The 21,156-nt window shown below is 43.8% G+C and carries 20 protein-coding genes and 3 riboswitches; of the genes, 8 read left to right on the plus strand and 12 right to left on the minus strand.

What is annotated here, in order from left to right; translation table 11 throughout:
• The first annotated feature begins 179 nt into the window (after positions 1-179).
• The 4 genes from BN1002_RS20425 (at position 180) to BN1002_RS20440 (ending at position 4,661) form a co-directional block, all read left to right on the plus strand.
• Entirely contained in the window at positions 180-863 is a 684-nt protein-coding gene (locus BN1002_RS20425) for a response regulator transcription factor (protein WP_442853421.1), read from the plus strand.
• A complete protein-coding gene (locus BN1002_RS20430; RefSeq protein ID WP_048827372.1) occupies positions 860-1,864 on the plus strand; it encodes a sensor histidine kinase in 1,005 nt (334 codons plus the stop codon). Before BN1002_RS20425 ends, BN1002_RS20430 begins: the two co-directional genes overlap by 4 nt.
• Before the next feature lie 105 nt (positions 1,865-1,969).
• A complete protein-coding gene (locus tag BN1002_RS20435) occupies positions 1,970-2,731 on the plus strand; it encodes an ABC transporter ATP-binding protein (RefSeq protein WP_048827373.1) in 762 nt (253 codons plus the stop codon).
• Positions 2,721-4,661 carry an FtsX-like permease family protein gene (locus BN1002_RS20440; RefSeq protein ID WP_048827374.1) on the plus strand — a complete coding sequence of 647 codons (1,941 nt, stop codon included), beginning with the start codon at positions 2,721-2,723 and terminating at the stop codon, positions 4,659-4,661. Before BN1002_RS20435 ends, BN1002_RS20440 begins: the two co-directional genes overlap by 11 nt.
• Before the next feature lie 60 nt (positions 4,662-4,721).
• On the opposite strand, the gene BN1002_RS20445 is transcribed toward BN1002_RS20440, so the two are convergent.
• From BN1002_RS20445 to BN1002_RS20465, 5 genes are all read right to left on the minus strand, one after another.
• Positions 4,722-5,999 (minus strand): NCS2 family permease, encoded by a 1,278-nt coding sequence (locus BN1002_RS20445; RefSeq protein ID WP_048827375.1) that lies wholly within the window; start codon positions 5,997-5,999, stop codon positions 4,722-4,724.
• Between the two features lie 118 nt (positions 6,000-6,117).
• On the minus strand, positions 6,118-7,071 hold the full coding sequence (locus BN1002_RS20450) for an ABC transporter permease (RefSeq protein ID WP_048827376.1): 954 nt from the start codon (positions 7,069-7,071) through the stop codon (positions 6,118-6,120).
• Positions 7,072-7,074: 3 nt separating this feature from the next.
• A complete protein-coding gene (locus BN1002_RS20455) occupies positions 7,075-8,142 on the minus strand; it encodes an ABC transporter permease (protein ID WP_048827377.1) in 1,068 nt (355 codons plus the stop codon).
• Entirely contained in the window at positions 8,126-9,673 is a 1,548-nt protein-coding gene (locus BN1002_RS20460; RefSeq protein WP_048827378.1) for an ABC transporter ATP-binding protein, read from the minus strand. The genes BN1002_RS20455 and BN1002_RS20460 overlap by 17 nt, the downstream gene beginning before the upstream one ends.
• Before the next feature lie 66 nt (positions 9,674-9,739).
• Positions 9,740-10,759, minus strand: a complete 1,020-nt coding sequence (locus BN1002_RS20465; protein ID WP_048827379.1) for a BMP family lipoprotein — start codon at positions 10,757-10,759, stop codon at positions 9,740-9,742.
• Between the two features lie 248 nt (positions 10,760-11,007).
• On the opposite strand from BN1002_RS20465, the gene BN1002_RS20470 reads away from it, so the two are divergent.
• Together BN1002_RS20470 and deoD are read left to right on the plus strand one after the other, a co-directional pair.
• Complete coding sequence (locus BN1002_RS20470; protein WP_048827380.1) at positions 11,008-11,724, plus strand: Crp/Fnr family transcriptional regulator; 717 nt, start codon at positions 11,008-11,010, stop codon at positions 11,722-11,724.
• A 180-nt stretch (positions 11,725-11,904) separates the two neighbouring features.
• Positions 11,905-12,609, plus strand: coding sequence for a purine-nucleoside phosphorylase (deoD, locus tag BN1002_RS20475; RefSeq protein WP_048828095.1), 705 nt, complete (start codon positions 11,905-11,907; stop codon positions 12,607-12,609).
• A 210-nt stretch (positions 12,610-12,819) separates the two neighbouring features.
• On the opposite strand, the gene BN1002_RS20480 is transcribed toward deoD, so the two are convergent.
• The 3 genes from BN1002_RS20480 to BN1002_RS20490 all read right to left on the minus strand — a co-directional run bounded on the left by BN1002_RS20480 (position 12,820) and on the right by BN1002_RS20490 (position 14,478).
• Positions 12,820-13,053 (minus strand): hypothetical protein, encoded by a 234-nt coding sequence (locus BN1002_RS20480; RefSeq protein ID WP_048827381.1) that lies wholly within the window; start codon positions 13,051-13,053, stop codon positions 12,820-12,822.
• Positions 13,054-13,184: 131 nt separating this feature from the next.
• Positions 13,185-13,523 carry a helix-turn-helix domain-containing protein gene (locus BN1002_RS20485; protein WP_048827382.1) on the minus strand — a complete coding sequence of 113 codons (339 nt, stop codon included), beginning with the start codon at positions 13,521-13,523 and terminating at the stop codon, positions 13,185-13,187.
• Between the two features lie 22 nt (positions 13,524-13,545).
• On the minus strand, positions 13,546-14,478 hold the full coding sequence (locus tag BN1002_RS20490) for a hypothetical protein (RefSeq protein ID WP_048827383.1): 933 nt from the start codon (positions 14,476-14,478) through the stop codon (positions 13,546-13,548).
• A gap of 467 nt (positions 14,479-14,945) precedes the next feature.
• A riboswitch (cyclic di-GMP riboswitch) is annotated at positions 14,946-15,029 on the plus strand.
• A gap of 28 nt (positions 15,030-15,057) precedes the next feature.
• Here BN1002_RS20490 and BN1002_RS20495 point away from each other — a divergent pair.
• Both BN1002_RS20495 and BN1002_RS20500 read left to right on the plus strand, forming a co-directional pair.
• Positions 15,058-15,552: a hypothetical protein gene (locus tag BN1002_RS20495; RefSeq protein ID WP_048827384.1), complete on the plus strand. Its 495-nt coding sequence runs from the start codon at positions 15,058-15,060 to the stop codon at positions 15,550-15,552.
• Positions 15,553-15,569: 17 nt separating this feature from the next.
• A riboswitch (cyclic di-GMP riboswitch) is annotated at positions 15,570-15,653 on the plus strand.
• A 28-nt stretch (positions 15,654-15,681) separates the two neighbouring features.
• On the plus strand, positions 15,682-17,418 hold the full coding sequence (locus tag BN1002_RS20500) for a PxKF domain-containing protein (protein WP_048827385.1): 1,737 nt from the start codon (positions 15,682-15,684) through the stop codon (positions 17,416-17,418).
• A 59-nt stretch (positions 17,419-17,477) separates the two neighbouring features.
• Here the strand turns inward: BN1002_RS20500 and BN1002_RS20505 are convergent, their stop codons facing one another.
• The 4 genes from BN1002_RS20505 to BN1002_RS20520 form a co-directional block, all read right to left on the minus strand.
• Positions 17,478-18,380 (minus strand): HD domain-containing phosphohydrolase, encoded by a 903-nt coding sequence (locus BN1002_RS20505; RefSeq protein ID WP_048827386.1) that lies wholly within the window; start codon positions 18,378-18,380, stop codon positions 17,478-17,480.
• Positions 18,381-18,492: 112 nt separating this feature from the next.
• Positions 18,493-19,194: a PspC-like choline-binding domain-containing protein gene (locus tag BN1002_RS20510; protein WP_048827387.1), complete on the minus strand. Its 702-nt coding sequence runs from the start codon at positions 19,192-19,194 to the stop codon at positions 18,493-18,495.
• Positions 19,195-19,261: 67 nt separating this feature from the next.
• Positions 19,262-19,349: riboswitch (cyclic di-GMP riboswitch) on the minus strand.
• A 117-nt stretch (positions 19,350-19,466) separates the two neighbouring features.
• Positions 19,467-20,087, minus strand: a complete 621-nt coding sequence (locus tag BN1002_RS20515; protein ID WP_048827388.1) for a response regulator transcription factor — start codon at positions 20,085-20,087, stop codon at positions 19,467-19,469.
• A complete protein-coding gene (locus BN1002_RS20520) occupies positions 20,068-21,105 on the minus strand; it encodes a sensor histidine kinase (RefSeq protein WP_048827389.1) in 1,038 nt (345 codons plus the stop codon). The genes BN1002_RS20515 and BN1002_RS20520 overlap by 20 nt, the downstream gene beginning before the upstream one ends.
• Positions 21,106-21,156: the final 51 nt, after the last annotated feature.

The raw sequence follows: 21,156 nt of genomic DNA on the forward strand, positions 1-21,156 counted from the left end.
TTTAACGTTTCTTTCTAGTAAAGCACCCCTTTATTGCGATATAGGCGAATATAACTTCCAATTTCCCTTATGTGAAACTCCCTCCCACAGTTCATGTAAAATCTGGCAACCGAATAATTGTTGCTATAGAATAATAGTAATAGAAGTTAAAAATGTGGTGATACGTTTTGTTTACTCTTATGCTCGTTGAAGATGATGAAACATTGTATGGCGAAATAAAGGAGCGTTTAACGCAGTGGTCCTACGAGGTACACGGGGTCAAGGATTTCGGCAATGTCCTTCAGGAGTATACCGTCATTCAGCCAGATCTTGTTATCATCGATATCCAATTGCCGAAATTTGATGGTTTCCATTGGTGCAGGCTTATCCGCGCCCATTCGAACGTGCCAATTTTATTCCTCTCATCCCGGGACCATCCCGCCGACATGGTCATGTCAATGCAGCTTGGTGCTGATGACTTTATCCAGAAACCGTTTCACTTTGATGTCCTGATTGCGAAAATCCAGGCCATTTTACGACGAGTACATAATTATGCTGCAGATCAGCCGGCTTCCCTGAAAGTCTGGTGCGGTGCCAGCCTGAATTTTGAAAAAGGCACAGTCGGCAATGAGACCGGCTTGGTAGAATTAACCCGAAATGAAAGCTTTATCTTAAAGATCCTGATTGAACAAAAGAACAAAATCGTCAGCCGCGAAGAGCTTATTACTGCACTTTGGGATGACGAACGGTTTGTTAGTGACAATACGCTAACCGTGAATATTAACCGATTAAGAAAGAAGCTTGATGATATCGGCCTTGGACATTTCATTGAAACAAAGATTGGCCAAGGGTACATGGCGATCGAAGAAGGTATGTCGCTATGATAAAAGCTTTCCTGATTGAAAGGCGCAGCTGGATCTCCTTGGTTACCCTGCTCCAGGCACTCGCCCTGTTCATTGCCTACCTTGACCCAGCGATTCCCTTCAGGCCAGTTCTTTATATTGTCTTTTTATCATTAGCGATATTCATTCCTTTCTTGCTCTACCGCTTTCAAAAGGAAACCCGGTTTTACAAAAACCTTTCCTTTATGGATTCCTCACTGGATTTAACAAACATTAGCGAACCGGCGAGCCCTTTTGAAAAAATGGCCTTTGAAAGCCTGATTGCCCAAACTGAATATATGAAGCGCGAAACTTCATCCAATCACGGAAAACTGGAGCAAGAAAAAGATGAACTCTTATCATGGATTCATGAAGTGAAGACCCCTTTGACAGCAATGCAGCTGATTATCGATCGGCTTGAAGACCGGACAGCAAAGGCAAGTCTCCAATACGAATGGCTCCGAATTCATCTGCTTCTCGACCAGCAACTCCATCAGAAGCGGCTGCCGTTCATGGAAAATGACCTCTTCATCGAAAACACCGATTTAAAAGCGGTCCTCTATACCGAGATTAAAAACTTGCAGTCATGGTGCATGCAAAAAGGGATTGGTTTCGAGGTTGATTTGAAGGTTGCAGAGATCACTTCCGATGCGAAATGGCTCGCTTTCATTATTAGGCAGCTGTTAACAAACGCTGTTAAATACAGCGATTCATCCGATATTGAAATCCGGAGCTATCTCCGCGGCGGACAGGCAATTCTGGAGGTGAAGGACAGTGGGTGCGGCATCGCATCGAGGGATTTGCCCCGTATTTTTGAAAAAGGCTTCACCTCCACAACGAAGCACCATGACAATAAAGCGACTGGAATGGGCCTTTATCTGGCAAAAAGAGCAGCCGATTCCTTAAAAATCGAAATTGTAACCCACTCATTCCCGGGGAAAGGAAGTACCTTTACTTTGGTCTTTCCAAAAAGGAATGCCTTTACAGAACTTACGGGCATGTGACAAAAATGTCACATGCTTTTCGTGTTTTGTTAGCTGAATCGAAGGAAAGCCCAAATAGCAGAATGTAAGATTAAGCTATCGAAACAGTAGGAGTGTGTATAAAAAATGAAGATACTGGAAGCAGCCAGGCTCGGAAAGTCATACGGCAATCGCTTTAACAGGCAGGAAGTATTGAAGTACCTGGACATCTCGATCGAAAAAGGCGAGTTTGTCGGTATTATGGGGGCCTCAGGGTCTGGCAAAACTACCCTTCTGAATGTCCTTTCTTCCATCGATCGGCCAAGTGCAGGATCAATCCGAATTGAAGGTAAGGAAATAACCGGCATGAAAGAGAAACAGCTCGCTGAATTCCGAAAAAACCATCTCGGTTTCATCTTTCAGGAATACAACTTGCTTGATACGTTAACGGTGAAGGAAAATATCCTTTTGCCACTATCGATAACGAAAACGCCGAAAAAAGAAGCGGATGAAATGTTTAAAGCAGTGGCCGATGAACTTGGCATTTATGAAATAAAAGATAAATACCCGAATGAACTATCCGGCGGACAGAAGCAGCGCACGTCAGCGGCAAGAGCGTTTATTCATGAGCCAAGCATCATTTTCGCCGATGAGCCAACAGGAGCCCTTGATTCCAAATCTGCCTCCGACCTACTCAACAAGCTGAGCCAATTAAACGACAAGCTCAAGGCGACGATTGTGATGGTCACCCATGATCCCGCAGCGGCAAGCTATTGCAGCAGAGTCATCTTCATCAAGGACGGACAGATCTATTCACAACTGATCAAAGGCGAAGAATCACGTCAATCGTTTTTTAAAGATATCATTAAAACCCAGGGTGTCCTAGGCGGTGTCCGGTATGAGCATTAATTCCCTTATCTTCCGGAACCTGAGGAAAAATCTGAAAAATTACTATCTCTATGTCTTTGCATTAATTTTCAGCGTCGCATTGTATTTTGCCTTTGTCACCCTGCAATTCGACCCGTCCATGAATGAGGCGAAAGGTTCTGTAAAAGGTGCTGCCGCCATCCGGGCAGCTTCCATCCTTCTAGTTGCCATTGTTACGGTCTTTCTTTTATTCGCCAATCGGATTTTTATGAAGCGGCGAAGCAAGGAGATTGGTTTATTTCAGCTGATTGGCATGACAAAGATGCGGATTTCAAGGATTCTTACAGCGGAGAATTTCATTTTATATTATTCTTCAGTAGCCATCGGCGTTTTTGTTGGATTTTCATTTTCAAAATTGGTCAAGCTGATTCTCTTTAGAATTATTAAAGTTGAAGAATTGGCTGCCCTGACTTTTTCACCGAATGCACTTTTGCAGACAGTCGTTGTCTTCACCCTTATCTTCATGGCAATGATGTTGATGAATATAATTTTCATTAAAAGACAAAGCATCCTTTCACTGTTCCGGGTCACCTCTTCAACTGAAGCAACGGCAAAGAAACTTTCCGTTTGGGAGGCTGTAATGGGAATCTTGGGGATTGCCCTGATCGCCTCCGGTTATTTTATTTCTTCAAAATTATTCAGCGGCGATTTTATGACAATGAATGAACTGTTTGGCGCGATGATTTTTATCCTGGGCTCTGTCATTATTGGCACCTATTTCTTTTACAAAGGGTCCGTCAGCTTTGTCTTTCACTTGATTAGGAATAAGAAAAATGGTTATTTGAACATTAATGAAGTCCTTTCGCTTTCAGCCATCATGTTCCGAATGAAGTCGAACGCACTGCTGCTGACGGTGATCACAACCGTTTCCGCACTCGCAGTCGGCCTCCTTTCGCTCAGTTATATTTCCTATTACTCAGCGGAGAAATCAGCGATGGACAACGTAGCGGCAGACTTTGCTTTTGTGACGACAGAGGACGCGGAAACGTTTACAGAAGCTTTAGAAAAGAACGGAATTCCCTTTCATGAAAAAAGAATCCCAGTCGTGATGGCCCATGCCGATTTGACTGATGTATTCGAAACGAACTTCGAGGATATGAATAGCGATCCATCTACAATGCCGGTCGCTGTCATTAGCGAAGCGGATGTAAAAGGTGCGAATCTGCCTCCAGGAGAAACGTATTTCACAAGCTATAATGATGCCCTAAAGAAGTTCATGCCGATGAAAGACTCCGGGAGAATTAAGCTTAAGGGGAAACAAAAGACGATTCCGCTAACTTATCTCGGAATGAAGGACGGGCACTATATTTCCTTTCGCTTTAACGGAGGCGGTGCCCCGGTGGCTATTGTTGATCAAAGTGTTTTTGATCAGCTGGCCAAAGACCAGGTTGCGGACCAGCAGAAGGAATCTTCGCTTTATATCGGGATTACAATCAAGGATAAGGACAAATACAATGAAGCCAACACTCTCTTTAAAAAGGTTGATTTTGCAACCTTTTCGGATTCACGATTTGAAATGGCCGACCAACAGAAAATGATTTTCGGCCTAGTAATGTTCATTGTCGGCTTTCTCGGACTGACTTTCCTGATTACTTCCGGCTGTATCCTTTACTTTAAGCAAATGGATGAAAGTGAGGATGAGAAGCCAAATTATACGATTCTTCGAAAGCTCGGCTTCACCCAAGGCGACCTTCTTAAAGGGGTAAGGGCAAAGCAATTATTTAACTTTGGAATCCCGCTCGCCATCGGTCTTCTCCACGGCTATTTCGCCGTCCAGTCCGGCTGGTTCTTTTTCGGGTCAGAGTTATGGACGCCGATGTTGGCGGTGATGGCCGTATATACCGCCCTTTATTCTGTATTCGGGGTCCTCTCCGTCCAGTATTATAAGAAGACGATTAAAGAAGCTTTATAATTTTTGCAAAAAAAAGACAGCCGCGCCCTCAGGCAAACGGCTGTCTTTCGATTTGTGGCGTCAGATGGCGCCGAGTATGAAATACAGGAGGAAGAAAAAGGCGATGACGTACATCGTCACGGATACTTCCTGTTTCTTGCCGGTGACGAGCTTTACGATTGGGTAGGCAATGAAACCGAATGCGATTCCGTTGGCGATGCTGAAGGTGAGCGGCATCACGGCCAGCATGAGATAGGCCGGGAAAGCTTCAGTGAAATCATCAAATGGAATCTGTTTCAGGCTTTGGACCATGAGGCAGCCGACAATGATGAGCACCGGAGCGATTGCCTCGTTCGGAATGATTTTGAAAAAAGGCACCAGGAATAAAGCCGGAATAAACAATAGACCTGTTGTAAAAGACGTTAACCCAGTCCTTCCCCCAGCGGCAATCCCTGTCGCGGATTCAGCCGCGGTTGTTGTCGGGCTGCAGCCGAAAAGGGAAGCGAGGGCAACCGAGACGGAATTCGCTTGGAAGGACTTCTCGAATTTCGATTTATCGGGCAGCATCCCGAGCTGGGCGCCCATATTTTGAAAAATGATGACCATGGAAAGCGAAAAGACGGCAGTCCAGAAATTCACTGTACTGATCTGGCTGAAATCGTAGGCAAAGAAGATTTTATCGTAGCCGCCAAATGAAATACTGAAATCACGGAGCGGCGAGAAGTCGACAATGCCAAGGATCCCGCCAATGATGGTACCGGAAATAATGCCAATTAAAAAGTTGCCTTTTACATTTCGCAGGAAGAGCGGCAGGACGACCAAAAGGGTCAGCACCGTCGTCAGAGCGTGAGGGTCTCCGAAGTCACCCAGTTTAACGAAAGTCCCCTCGCTCGCGACAATGAGCCAGCCGTTTTTCAAGCCAAGGAACGCAATGAACAGCCCAATTCCCGCGGTCATGCCATGAACCATCGATGCGGGAATCGACTTCGATAAATACACTGCACCTTTTGTAAAGGCCGCTGCGATAAATACCAAACCCGCTATTAAAACCGCCGCAAGCGCCTGCTGCCACGTCAGGCCGAAGGAAAGCACAAGCGTAAAGACAAAAAAGGCATTGTCCCCCATTCCGGGAACTATGATGAGCGGCGAGTTGGCCCATAGCGCCATCAGCATGCAGCCGACGAAGCAGCAGATAAGCGTTGCGAGCGTGACCGCTTCGTAAGGCATGCCAGCTGTATTCAAAATCGCTCCGTTGACAACGATAATATAGGCAACCGTCATAAAAGAGGTGAGCCCGGCAAGCATTTCTTGCCGTATGGTTGTCTGTTCCGCCTGTATATTAAATATTTTATTCACTATTAAAGTTCACCTCAATGCTTAAAGAGCCGGGTATCTTTCGCGATGCCCGGCTCTTATTTGCAAGGCTTTCTACTGTTCAATGTTGATGATACCATTGCGCATCAGTCGACTGCCAAGATTATCTTTTGCCCACATCGTACGGTTCCCCAAGTGCTTTAGGCGCGCGGGAACGCCCGACAGCACCGATTAACACAAACAATGTCAATACGTATGGAAGCATATAGAATATTTCGTTTGGAATGCTGGCAGCAAAATCGAAAATCTGGAACTGGTCCTTGACTGCCTGCGCGAGACCGAAGAATAAGGCGGCCAGCATCGCGCCAACCGGATGCCACTTCCCGAAAATAACTGCAGCAAGGGCGATATAGCCTTGTCCGGATATAGTATTAAAGGCGAAATTGCTGTTAGATGTCAGAACAATCGTAGCGCCGCCGAGCGCTGCAAGCGAGCCGCTAAGAATGACAGCAATATAACGAGTCCGGTTTACTTTGATGCCTGCTGTGTCAGCGGCGCTAGGATGCTCGCCGACCGACCGCAGCCTTAGCCCGGCCGATGTCTTGAACATGAAATAGTAAATGATGAAAACAGCTACAATTGCCAAATACGTCGTCGGATAAGCATTGAAAAATACCTTTCCGATAAACGGAATATCACTTAAATAAGGAATGGACACTTTGTGGAAAACATTTGTAAGCATTGGCGTTTCCGCAGAACCCTGAAAAATCATTTTAACAAAGAAGAAAGTTGAACTTGCGGCCAATATGTTAATAACGACACCGCTTACCACCTGGTTCGCTTTATATTTTATCGATGCGATGGCATGGATAAATGAAAAGATTGTCGTAAAAACAAATGCTCCGAGCAACCCAAGCCAAGGTGACAAGCTGCCCATCCCGGCCGTTTCCGCATAATAAGCGATGATTGCGGAGAAAAACGCCCCGGAAACCATAAATCCTTCCAGACCAATATTAATTACCCCTGAACGCTCGGAGATAAGCCCGCCTAAAGCGGCAAAAATCAGGGCTGTCGAGAAAACCAATGTGCCATTAAGGAGATTTGCAAGAATATCCATACCTTAGGCCTCCTTCTTCTTCTTGGAGTATGGAGGAATCAGTGACTTCACGATACCTGGCGCTGCTACAAAGAAAATAATGAACCCAATGACCATCCGGACGATTTCACCAGGAACATTCGCCCCGAAGCTCATCCCCTGGGAACCGTAAGTGAGGGCCCCGACAAGACCGCCCGCCAATAAAACTCCCAAGCCTGTATTGGCGCCTAATAAGGCAACGGCAATTCCATCAAAGCCAAGGCCTGAGGTTACCGAGCTGAGTGCCACGTATTTAAAGACGCCGAGAACTTCAAATGTACCTATTAGGCCGCCTAGTACCCCGGAAATAAACATGGCCCGGACCATGACGTTGGATACTTTCATGCCGGCGAATTTGGCCGCATGCTGGTTTAAGCCAGCAGCTCTAAGTTCATATCCCCATTTTGTTTTATTGATATAAATATGATAGAAAATGACAGCCGCGGCGGCTATGAAAAATCCCCAATGGATTCGCGCCCCTCCCATGATGCCGGACAGCCAGCCAATTTGAATATTCGCCGACTCCTTAATCATCTCCGAGCGCTGCGTACCTGCCTGTGCCATAAATAATCGGATCATCAGGTTGGCGATGTAAAGAGCGATGAAGTTAAACATGATTGAGGTTATGACTTCATTGACGCCCCTTTTCGCCTTTATATAGCCAATCAAGCCGCCCCAGATTCCGCCTAGAAGCGCGCCGAAAAGGATGGCTACTATTCCATGAATGACAGGAGGAAGGCTGAGTTGGGTACCAACAATCAGTGCACCGAGCGAGCCCATGACGATTTGCCCGTCCACACCGATGTTAAAGAGCCCGGAACGGAAGGCAATTGCAACCGCAAGCCCGCTCAGTACTAGCGGGGTAATCGTCCGTAATGCTTCCCCGATATCATAACTGCTGCCAAAAATCTTCCATAGCATGGAGTTATAAGCAAGAACCGGGTCATATCCCCCGGCAACCATCACCAGGGCACCGAGAAGAAGGCCCAGAATAATCGCGACAAACGGAACGACCCAGGATTTTCTTTTAAATAGATTAGCGATCATTTCCATCTGTTTCATCTCCCTTATGTCTTCCCGCCATCATGAGGCCAAGTTCCTGGTCACTTGTCGTCTCAGGAGTTGTCTCACCAACAATTCTGCCCTCCGAGATAACAAGGATCCTGTCTGATACGTTGAGGATCTCTTCCAGCTCGAATGAGACAAGCAGCACGGCCTTCCCCTCGTCACGCTGTGCAATCAGCTGCTTATGAACGAACTCAATTGCCCCGACATCCAGCCCGCGGGTTGGCTGCGCCGCAATTAGAAACTGGGGATTCCGGTCAATTTCACGGGCTATGATAATCTTTTGCTGGTTTCCTCCGGACATGGAGCGGACCTGTGTTTCCACTCCAGGAGTACGGATATCGAATTCCTCAATCAACCGTGAGGCCATTTCATCCATAGCCTTTTGGTTAATAAAGCCATGCTGGGTAATTTCAGGCCGGTAATATGTTTGCAAAATTGTATTCTCGCTGACCGTGAAATCCAATATCAGGCCGTGTTTATGCCTGTCCTGCGGTATATGGGAAACGCCCGCTTCATAAATTGCCCGAGGAGGCTGATTGGCGATATTTTTGCCATTCAAGAGAATCTCACCGGATTTTACCTCGAGCATACCCGTAAGAGCCTCAATCAATTCAGACTGGCCATTCCCATCGACCCCTGCAAGGCCGACAATTTCCCCTGCGCGTACAGAAAGGGAAAGATGGTCGATGGCATTTCTGTTCGTTGAGGAACCTTGCACAACCAAATCCTTCACGTCTAATAGAACTTCTTTTGGATCTGCCGGTGTTTTGTCCGTTTTAAAGCTGACTTTTTTGCCAACCATCTTCTCTGCGAGCTCCTGCGGATTTGTCTCTGCTACCCGGACAGTTTCGACTACCTTCCCGCGTCGGATAATCGTGCATGTGTCGGCAATCTCCATAATTTCCTTCAATTTATGGGTGATCAGAATGATCGATTTTCCCTCGGCAATCAGCTTTTTCATAATGACAAGCAGCTCGCTTATTTCCTGAGGGGTCAAGACCGCGGTCGGTTCGTCAAAAATAAGGATGTCGGCTCCGCGGTAGAGAGTTTTAATAATCTCAACCCTTTGCTGCATCCCAACACTAATCGACTCGATTGTCGCATTCGGATCAATATCGAACCCGTATTTTTGCGAAAGTTCCTTAACTTTTTTCACTGCGCCTTTATAGTCAATTTTCAGGCCGGCTTTCGGTTCCATGCCCAAAATAATATTTTCCGTAACAGTAAATGGCTCGACAAGCTTAAAATGCTGGTGAACCATTCCAATTCCAAGGTCAATGGCTTTGTTCGGGCTGTCGATATTGACTGGCTGCCCGTTCACAAAAATTTCTCCTTCGTCCGGCTGATACAACCCAAAAACGATACTCATCAAGGTTGATTTACCGGCTCCATTTTCACCTAGCAGCGCATGTATTTCTCCTCGCTTCAGCTGAAAACTAATTGAATCATTGGCTACAACGCCGGGAAATCTCTTTGTGATTCCTTTTAACTCTAATGCGATGTCGGCATTTGCCATAATGGTTCACTCCCCACTAAAGTGTCTGTCCCCCGACTTTCATAAAGCCAGGGGACAAGCCCGTCATTATTTGGACGGAACGACAATTTCACCATCAATAATCTTTTGGCGGTATTCTTCAACTTTATCTAAAACTTCAGGTGCTACGTTCTTTTTCGAGGTAGGCGCGATATCAACACCTTTTTCTTTCAGTCCCATCAGAGTCACTTTTCCTCCTGGGAATTTGTCTTCAGCGAGGTCCATGGAAATTTGATAAACTGCTTCGTCTACCTTCTTAATCATCGATGTGAGCGTTACATCATCCCCAAATGTCAAGGACTGGTCTTTGTCGACCCCGATTACCCATACATTCTCGCCTTTGCTCTTGCGTTCTTTCGCTTCGTTGAAAACTCCGTTGCCTGTAAGGCCTGCCGCATGGAAGATAATATCCGCGCCATCATTGTAGATGGTAGAAGCAGCCGATTTACCCATATCGACACGGTTGAAAAGACCCGTATAGTTAACAATCAGTTTGGCATCAGGGTTAACCGCTTTAATTCCTTCCCTGAAACCAACCTCGAATCGCTTAATAACCGGGATGTCCATTCCACCGACGAAACCGATCTTATTTGTTTTTGTTGTAAGACCTGCAATAACCCCAACAAGATAAGCGCCTTCCTGCTCTTTAAAGGAAACAGCAGCTACGTTTGGCAAAACAAGATCAGAGTCGACAATACCGAATTTGGCATCCGGATTTTCTTTTGCAAGCTGTGACACGGCATCAGCAAGTGTAAAGGCAGTAGCCCAAGTCAGATCATAATTTCCTTTTACGAATTGAAGCAGGTTTGGCATAACATCCGCATCTGTTTTCGGCTCAAGGTATTTGACTTCAAATCCATGGTCCTTGTTCAGCTTTTGCAGTGCTTCCCATGCACTTTGGTTAAAGGATTTATCATTTACGCTGCCTAAGTCCGTAACCATACCGACCTTCAGCTTTTTCTCTCCGTCATTTCCGCCCTTGCCCGCATTGTTGTTTTGTCCGCAGGCAGTGAGGAGCAAAGAAAGGATGAGTAAAATTGGAACGACGACTGTTCTGAATTTTTTCATGATGGTTTCCTCCGTTTGTCTATTTTCAATTTATTTTTAACCACAAATGAAAAACCATTCCTTTTTCTTCGGAATGTCATGTTTTCTATGTGGTGATACTAACGGTGAAATTCTCTTTTAAGGTCTGCTTGAAGTAAAATGCCCTGTTCCCGGTATCCGATTCTGATATAATGTTTTCTTGTAAACCTTCATATTTGCTTTACGCCCGGTATACAGCCAGAAAGTTCTTTTGAAAGGAATAAAAACTCATGATTTCAACCCTCTCAGACTTTCCGATTTTCTCCGATCTTTCCGAAGATGTCCTTCAGGATATAACAGTCAAGCTGAAGGAAAGGCATTTTAAGAAGAATCACATCCTTATGTTCGAAAATGATGAAGATGAAGATGTGTACTTGATCCGCTCCGGAATGCTCAAGGTTTACCGCCTTCACGAAGGAAAGGAAATTATCCTCAGTATCGCGGCTCCAGGCGACATAATTGGCGAAGTTGAAGCGCTATCAAATGAGGCCTACAGGATTTCCTCTGTAGAGGCACTTGAACCCGTGTCAGTCTGGCAGATCAAAAAGCATGACTTCCTTGAAATCGCCACGAAGCATCCATCCGTCCTTCATAAAGCCTATAAAATCCTTGCAGAACGGTTGCGAATCCTAAATAGGCTTATCCGCTACCTCTCTTTTTATGATGTACGGACAAAAGTGGCAAACCTGATTATTGATTTTTACTTCAATTTCGGCCGAGAGTCTGACAACGGTTACAAAATTGAAATGAAAATCAATCAAACCCTTCTGGCCAATATGCTTGGAGTGACAAGGGAGTCCATTTCCAAAACATTGAATGACTTTCAGGATGAGCAGCTGATCGATATACGCGACAAGCACTTTTATATCAAGGATTTAAAAAAGCTTGAAGCCCTCTGCGAGGAAACGGAAGAAATTCAAACCCTCCGAAAATGGTATAATCTCTAGCCTGCGTTGAAAATACTATACCAATGTAAGCGCTTGTTTTCAGTTAGCCTCTTAACGTTAAAACTGTTAACTGGTTCACATTTTGGAGGCTGGCCTGTTAACAGATATTAAAATGCAGGTATGGTAGTATTTTTGCATGGTGAAACCGTTTTCGAATTTTTATTGATGGAGGGAATGTCAATGAGTTTTCATATTGAAGCAAAAGCCGGAGAAATTGCAGAATCCGTTCTGCTGCCAGGGGATCCCCTGCGCGCGAAATATATAGCAGAAACGTTCCTTGAAAATGCCGTTTGTTATAACAACGTCCGTGGAATGCTCGGTTATACTGGAACATATAAGGGCAACCGCGTTTCAGTCCAAGGCACAGGCATGGGTATGCCGTCTGCCATGATTTATATCCAAGAACTTATTGAAGGCTACGGAGCGAAAAACCTGATCCGTATCGGCACATGCGGAGCGATCCAGGATGATGTAAAAATCCGTGACGTCATCGCTGCTCAAGCATCAGCGACAAGCTCTAATATCATCCGCAGCAAGTTCCCGGGTTATGATTTCCCGGCAATCTCGAACTTTGGACTGTTAAAGAAGTCGTATGAAATCGGCACAGAAAAAGGACTAAACATCCGCGTAGGAAACGTTCTTTCTTCTGATCTTTTCTACACAGACAGCCTTGATGAATTCAAAAACCTGGGCAAACACGGAGTCCTCGCAGTCGAAATGGAATCTGCCGGATTATACTACCTGGCAGCCAAATTCGGCGTAAAAGCACTCGCCCTGCTCACCGTCAGCGATCACATCCTGACCGGCGAACAAACAACAGCCCAAGAACGCCAAACCACCTTCAACGACATGATCGAAGTCGCCCTCGAAACCGTCCGCGACTAATTATAGAAACAGGCAGCCAAGCTTTGGCTGCCTGTTTTTTTATGAAACAAGGGGATGTTACTTGCGTTTTCATTCGGGAGGTAAAAAACAAGTGGCCGTCTGTTTATTTTGCTCATTCATTAGGTTGTGGCCGACCCCCGGGACAGGGCAATTGGGTTTCGGCGGCTTGCTGTCCCAATTTGGATTTGATTGGAACTGGGCATCGAGCTTCTATTTAGGCGCCTTTTTCCTATTCATCGCGGTCGGGGGAATCTCTTTCCTGACTTCTTCCCTTTCGTACGACGAGAAATTGTCACTCGGAATTTCCGGAGCGATTGCCTTCGGATTTTTCAGCCTGGCCTTGTCGGGAAAATCAGGGGAAAAATTGACTGGTTGCGGAGCCCCACTATCTATTCGCTTTATGCCCCATCTGATATTGTCAGCGACAAGGTTGAAGTGTTTCAATCGTGCACATTCTTGTTCCTGATTGGCCTGCTCGCTTTTACAGCTGGCGTTATGCTTTTAAAAAGAGGGATTTGCCACTATAGATGACAAAAAGCCGTATTCGCATTTTATGCGATTACGGCTTTTTAACGTTATTTGAACAGTTTTGAAAAAAGATCTTTTAATGATTTTCCCTTTTTATAATAAATTTCATCACGGACTTTTTCGTTTATTGATTGCCATAGCATGATTTCGATGTCAGAAAGCGGCCTTGTCTGTTCCTCCTTTATGAATTCAGCAAAGTAGTCGAGGGGGACGCCATAAAACCTCGAAATATCAGCCATAATTTCAAAAGAGACCGATTTCCTGTCACCTTTTTCAAGCATGCTCAAATATTGAAGGGTAATTCCCGTCCCGTTCGCAACATCCTCGAGCCGCAGCTTTTTTTCAATCCTGAGCCTCCTCAGTTCCATTCCCAGTGGTGTTGCCATGTCTGCCTCCTTCTCCACTCTTCTATTCCAGTGCTTTTTTGTGTTTGGCGGTCATGATGCAATGCCAGCTGAGGGCCGCTTCAAAAATGGTAACCACACATTCTTCCAATTTTGCAGGAAACTTAAATTTCCTTAATTGCAGATGCAATACTTCATGGATGATTGTCTGCAATTGCTCGGGATAATCAAGAGCCTCCTCTATGAAAATAATGTTTTTTCCAGCATGATATATCCCCTTCATCCCAGACAAATTCATAAAAATGAATTGAATTTCATATTTTTCAGCAAACGCACTTGTCAGCAAATCGATATTCGTTTGGTTGATTGCCATGAATTTTTTATGGAACCAGCCAATGAACGTATAGTAGGACAGGAAGAGAATGAGGACAAGATTGGTTTCCAGATGATCGAAAAAAGACAGGATCGGAAATACCACAACTAGTTCAAAAAGCATCGGTGCAAACCGGTCCAGGAAAAGCTTTGTCGTTGCCGCGCCTGTCTCAATATACACATAAATATATTTAAAAATGACACTCAGCGATAGCATAAGCATTAATATTAAGTATCTTGCCAGGTAATCCTTATCAGAGTACCCGTTATAAATTTCATTGCAGATAACGATGATGATGATATAAATAGACAACAGCGACAAATGGGATTGCAGCCTGCCGCTTTTTTGCATAAGAATCGACAACATGCAGTCTATTAAAAGATAGAGGAAGCCGTACACAATCGTGAAACGATCGAAAATAATGAGTGACAGGATAACATTAAAAAAAGAATAGCCAAAGCCGGCAAATACCTTTAAATTTACTTTGTCAAAAACGACCATAATAGTGAGGAATAATAAAATTCCCCATTCAAATTCGTAAGGAATCGTAATAAATGCGGTTGTTAAGACTATAGCCGGTAAAAGGAACGCCAGGAAGGAATACTTTTGGATGAGTTTCGGCATACCGCTCTCCTCCCTCGTAGTTATTGCATCAATCTTCCCTTATCTTACTGAAAAAAACGATCGTTTTTAATGATTACTTTTCTACAAAAACTGCCCTTCCCCGCATATTTTGTCTATCGAATAATATACAATTCAACTATCGTTTAATTTATAGTTATCGTACGGAAAGGTACAGCCTTCCTTTCCGGCATTTCTCCTCCTGGGATACTATTTCCCATTTTCCAAGTACTGACATTATTCAGTGCTTGTCTTTTTTTTGCAAAATTTCCCCTTCTTGGCCACCCCTTGAACTACGTTCCTTATTAAGAATCCTGTCGAACACTCCAAAGCCTCTGTCGAAGAGAAAATGTACCGTTAAACAATAGTTTAATTTATAATTGCTCTTACAAGGAGAGTTCGATATAGAGAATATAATTAATTTCTCACATCGTTGTCTCATTCAGTTGGGTGGATTTTATTCGATTCAATCCACTTGGGGAAGCGTTGATATATAGCCTTTACTTGGACACTTGGGCTATATGGAGCTATTAGTGTAACCGGCCCTCTTATTAAACAATATTATTAAGGGGAGATGAAAGAATGAAAAAGCTTTTTTCAGGACTGGCAGCAGGAGCACTGGCAATGGGGATTTTGGCAAGTTCCGCATTTGCAGCGGTAACTATTGATCCGGTAACCGGCGCGGGATTTGCTGGCAAAGGGGATGTTCAGACAGCATTGGGATGGAATAACGCCGATCTGCAAAAAAATGCAGACACTCTAAAGTTTACTTATGTAACGGAAACTAAGTATGAGGTTACAGTTAGCTGGATTACAGGAGAAGGAACCAGAGGTATGAAAACCCATGAAGTAACCCATAACAGAACTTCATCCGTGGATGCTGTTGTCGGCTATGATGCAAGGAATAAAAAGCAGGTCACCGGCTTTATCCTCAATAAATTTGATTCTGTTACGTCTTCTGGTGAAATTCCTAAAGTCGGTGATGAATACCCAGGGAATTCCGGCCATATTGTTGAGTCAGTTGAGCTAGTTTCAACAACAGGCGGATTGTATGTGAACGGAATTCTGCTGCAGTAAATATAAACAATTATCCTTTATCCTTGGGAAGCGTTGAAGTATAGCCTCTACCTGGACACTTAGGCTATATGGAGCTAGTAGTGTAACCGGCCCTCTTAATAATAATTTGTTAAGGGGAGATGAGTGTTAATGAGAAAAGGATTAAAAGGGTTTAAAAGAAAAGCGTTAATTTCGCTGACGGCACTATCGATTTCGGGGTTACTTCCGCTGGGAGCGGCCTTGGCGCAAGGAGAGCTAAACGCTGAACTGGCGGCTGAACAAAGCAGTGGTGTCGCTTCCGGAAAGCCAGGGGATACAATAAAAGTACCTGTAAGAGTATGGCTAACTCCGGATGGAGGAGGGAATAATACAGAGGCAGCAATAGTTACACTGAATCTTGGGGGACAAACACAGCATAACGCTACTCTGGATTTTCGTGCTAATGAATTCAATATAGAGAAAACCATAGAATTATCTTATACGATTCCCGCAAATACTCCCGCAGGTAACCTTTCTATACTCGTTAGCATGAAATCAAATGTGGAAACCGGCAACAGCCAAGTTAGGAACAAGTATGCTGACATAGTCACCATCCAAGTGGTTAACCCGGATACGACCGCTCCGGCTCTTACCTTAATTAATGAGCCAAGCGGATATTATAATGAATCCTCATTACCCAGGACTTTTACTTTTTCGTTGGATGAGGCTTCAGAGGTAACAATAAACAATTCACCGGCTGGCAAATATTCTGCTGGTCCCCATGAAGTTGCCATGCCTTCTACAATTGAAGGCACCAACACAGTTTTCTTAACAGCCAAGGATGCCGCAGGCAATGTGAGCCAGGCAGTAGGGTTCAGCTATTTCTATGATACTATTAAACCGGTAGTTACAGCTACGGCTGACAGGCCTGCCAACAAGCACGGCTGGTATAAAGACGATGTCACTGTAAGTTTCGCTGCATCTGATGAACGCGGATCAGGCGTGGCCTCGGTTGACGGACCTGTCACAGTGAGCACAGAAGGAAAGGATCATCAAATTACCGGAACAGCTTATGATAAAGCAGGGAACGTAGGCACCGGCAGCATTCAAATCAGTCTTGATAAAACTGCCCCAACAATCAGCGGCTCTGCAGACCGGAAGCCTAATGATGCAGGCTGGTACAAAGACGATGTCACTATCAGCTTTAAGGCAGAAGATGATTTATCTGGAGTTGATACCGTCACCGACTCTATCATCCTGAGTGAAGGTGAAAACCAATCTGTAGATGGCATTGCCTTTGATAAAGCTGGAAATGAAGCTTCGACTACAGTTTCCGACATCAATATCGACAAAACTGATCCTGTCATTCATTTTGTAAACGGCGGAACTTACACGCTAAACCAGCCCGTTACCTGGACGGCATCAGATGCACTATCCGGTCTTGAAACCCCAGACAGCGGAACAATCGATACATCCAAACCGGGCAAAAAGGTGATTACAATAACCGCCATCGATAACGCCGGGAATAAAGTTGAAAGTACATTCAATTACACGGTTGAATACAACTTCGGCGGAATCCTTCAACCTATCAACAAGGATGGCAAAAGCATTTTCAAAGCCGGCAGCACGGTTCCTGTTAAGTTTCAGTTGAAGGATGCAAATGGTAATTTTGTTAGCATATCCGAGGCAAAAATCTATTTTGATAAGGTTAGCAATCTTGTGACTGGTAACGAGCAAGAGGCCGTTTCCACAAGCGCGGCTACAACCGGCAACCTGTTCAGGTATGATGCCAAGGATAATCAATATATCTTCAATTTAAGCACAAAAGGCCTTCCAACTGGCACCTATCAGATTACAATAAAGCTTGACGACGGCAAATTCTACTCTGTAGAAATTAGTTTGAAATAGCACAAAAGGAATCAATCCGCCTCAAGGATTGATTCCTTTTTCTTTTGCAAAATCGACCTTCAAATCCGTCCCTCTTCTTTCAAAACCTCCATAAACGCTTCTACTACTTTTCTATCATAATGGGTATCCACAAGTCGATTCAATTCATCAACCGCATCTTGAACGGCATATGCTTTGCGGTAGGCCCGGTCCTCCGTCATCGCATCGAATGTGTCACTGACGGCAATAATCCGTGCTTCGAGGAGAATTTCTTCACCTTTTAACCCATTCGGATACCCCTGCCCTTTCAGCCTTTCGTGATGTTGTGCAATGATAGTGGAAATCTCCTTATAATAAAGTTCCTTCACCATTTCCGCTCCATCAGCAGGGTGTTTTTTGACGATCTCGAATTCCTTATCCGTCAATTTGTCTGGTTTGTTCAGGATTTCTGTAGGGATATTAATTTTGCCTATGTCATGCAGCAAAGATGCAATATAAAGGTTCTCAAGTCTTTCTTTTGGAAACACTAACTTTTTAGCAATTTTCATCGCATATTCTGAAACCCGGTCACTATGTTTATATGTATAGCGGTCCTTTTTTTCCACTTCATCAACAATTTCTTTTAGATGTGAAAGGCTTTCACTTAACTGGTAAAAAGCTGGTTCTGTAATTACCCATAGATAAGTAACATTAGTAAGAGTTATAAAATGGACCGGCTCTTTCAAATCTATGGCAGAATAATAATCACCTGGGCCCAGTTTAATCTTTTCCCCCTCAAACTCACAGATCATTTCACCCTGAATAATATAAAAGAATTCCATTACATTTGGATTATCGCTTGGGTAAACATAGAAGTAATTCTCACCAGAAATGGTTTGAATCATACATTCTACTCCATCCCCGCGGGCAAGTAACCCTATATTAAATGTTTCAAACGAAACTTCTTCTATAACCGAACCTTTTTTGCCAATAGTAAATGCCACCCGCTTCACCTCACCCTGTGGACCCAAAAAAACGAGCCTATATTATTAGACTCGTTATCTTATCTCTATAATATCCTATTCAGACAATTCTATCAATTGCATCATTAATTATTCATTTTGTTATTTTAATAACCCGGACCGGATCAATCCAAACCCATTGATCTGCGAAGCGTACAAGCTTCCATTCACATTCGGCAATGATGCCGTACTCGGCTGCCTTTTCGATTGTTTCGGCGGACATTTGGAGGGTTTCTTCGTAAACACCTTTAATAATAGCTTCTAGCTTCTCCGTGTATCTTTGCGTCTTTTCTGCATACATTTCGGACCGTTTGTTCAGCTTTTCATTCAATTTCTTGATTTTCTCTTCCAGCTTCTTGGCATCTTTACCTTCAGCATCCATCAATTCGAGTGTTGCTTCCTCGATATCCATATGGATTTCATCTATTTTTTCCTGAATTTTTCTTTGTTGTTCAGCCATTTTTTTCTCTAAATCAGCAATCTTTTCATTCAGCTTTTTTACTTTGCCGGCATCCTTTTTATTGGCCTCAAGTTCCGCTTCTGCCTTTTCTTTCTCATTCTTCAGCTTTACTACTTTATCGCCCTCTTCTATCTTTCGAACATCATAGAGGTATTCTGCCTGAAGGTGATCGGCTTTTGCGACAGCTTTTTCAATTTTTTTGTCAATTTCCTTATTGGTCTTTTCAATCAGCTGAAGCCCTTTAGCAATGTCGGCATCTTCAGCCGCCCAAGCGGGAGAACCTAGTCCCAAAACCAATACTGCTGTGAACAAAATCGCTAATACCTTTTTCAACATTCCTACCCCTTTCAAATGTCAAAAAGTATAATAAAAAAGACCCGTATTATATGTATAGGGCCTTATTATCTGCAGCTGGCTGGCATAGCAGAGCACTGCTTTAGCCCCTTTAGCTTTGCGTTCTTATCTTTTCAAATAAGTTGCCCTGGGTCTATTTTATCATCTGACATTATTATACAAGGACTTTTACACTATTGCCAACCTTTGTCTTAATTTTTTGACAATATATTTATTTTTTCTTTAAAATATCTCATTTTTTCAGCAAAATGTTCTTAAAGAATATGATAGACCTTGGCCAATTCGACCCAGTCACGCCTTTTTTGCGTTTCAAGTTTTTCACCGATTTTATATCGATGATTATCGACTGTTTTTGGAGTAATACCAAGCCTTTCGGAAATTTCCTTTAAGGTATATCCCATGACAGTAAGAACGAATACTTCTTTTTCCCGCTTGGAAATGGGAAGTTCGAGTATTTCCTCCGTTTCCGGCCGATCATTTTGCTTGAAAACTATTTTGTTGAACACTTTCCTGTTCGCTAAAATTTCGTCAATGGACCGAATCATTTCATCTCTTTTAAGCTGCTTGATTAAATACCCGTCCGCTCCTGTGAGATACGCTTTCCTTTGGAATCCAATATCCTCAAACATTGAAAAAATAACAATTTTGGATTTTGGCAAAAGCTTTCGCATTTTTTCCAAAGTCTCCAGCCCGTCCAGTCCGCCCGGCATGGAAATATCCAAAAGCACCAGGTCGGCCGGAAAGGTTTCCGATATGCCAATAGCTTCATAACCATTTGATGCCTTTCTTTCCTCATCTATACAATATGCTTGCTGCATGATCATTGAAAGACCGTCCCGGACAATCTCGTGGTCATCAACAATCAGAAGGTTCATCGTTATTTCCACCTCCCTGCGGGCCGACAAAGCCTTCGACTTTTGTCGGCCCGCCAATCGTACTGTTCCATCTAATATCTCCGTTCAGCATTAAACAGCGCTCATACATATGCTTCAGCCCGAGGCCATTATTTTTCTGCCGTTCTATCTCGAAACCCGCCCCGTTATCTTCAATATGGAAAAAAATATTCCTACCGGCGGATTTAAGTTTAATTTTTATGGCCGAAGCATTCCCATGCCTTACCGCGTTATTGACAGCCTCCTGGATAATCCTGAATAAATTCAGTTCAGCCACTTGTCCGATATTTTTATCATGGAAATTTATAGTTTCAAGGAAGATGTCAATTTGATAAAACTTTTCCCAGTCCCTTACTGCTTCTTTTAACGCCTCTTTTAATCCGAGATGGTAAATGGCATCCGGCCGGAGGTTTTTTGTTAAACCTTTAATATCATCCAGTGTTTTTTCCATCACAGCAATCATGTTATTTAAATGGACTGCATATTTTTCATCACTCACAATATGTTTGATGCCCTCTAGACCTAGAAAGATACTGTAAACACTTTGTCCGATATGGTCATGAAGCTCCCTCGCTATTTTCCGCCGTTCTGCTTCCTGTGCATGGATTGTTTCGTGGACAAGCAGTTCATGGAATTTCGCCTTTTCACTATTTTCATTTTCAACCGGCGGCCGCAAATGGAGAATATAAAACGACTCACCCTCTTTCATTATTTTCTTTAAAGACATTTCGAAGGGTTCCTGGATTCCTGAATAAACAGCCATATGGGAATTAAAGAAAGGAAGCGGATCTTCATTTGTAAGAATGCAGCGGTTTTCCCCATTCTCAACCTCCCTTTGTCCGCAATAAGCACAATAAGGGACCGACTGGCCTGGTTCCCAGCCTGTCATCGTCAAGGCGGAGTCATTCATATATAGAATGACTCTGTCTGAATCCATCAAAATGATTCCCGTCGGCAGAGCATTAATAATTTCCCCAAGGACCACAGTTGATAATTTCAATTTGATTCCCCCAAGAAATTTCGACACTTGTTGTTAATTTCATTTTATCAT

The sequence above is a fragment of the Bacillus sp. B-jedd genome, from assembly GCF_000821085.1.
Taxonomy (GTDB): Bacteria; Bacillota; Bacilli; order Bacillales; family Cytobacillaceae; genus Bacillus_D.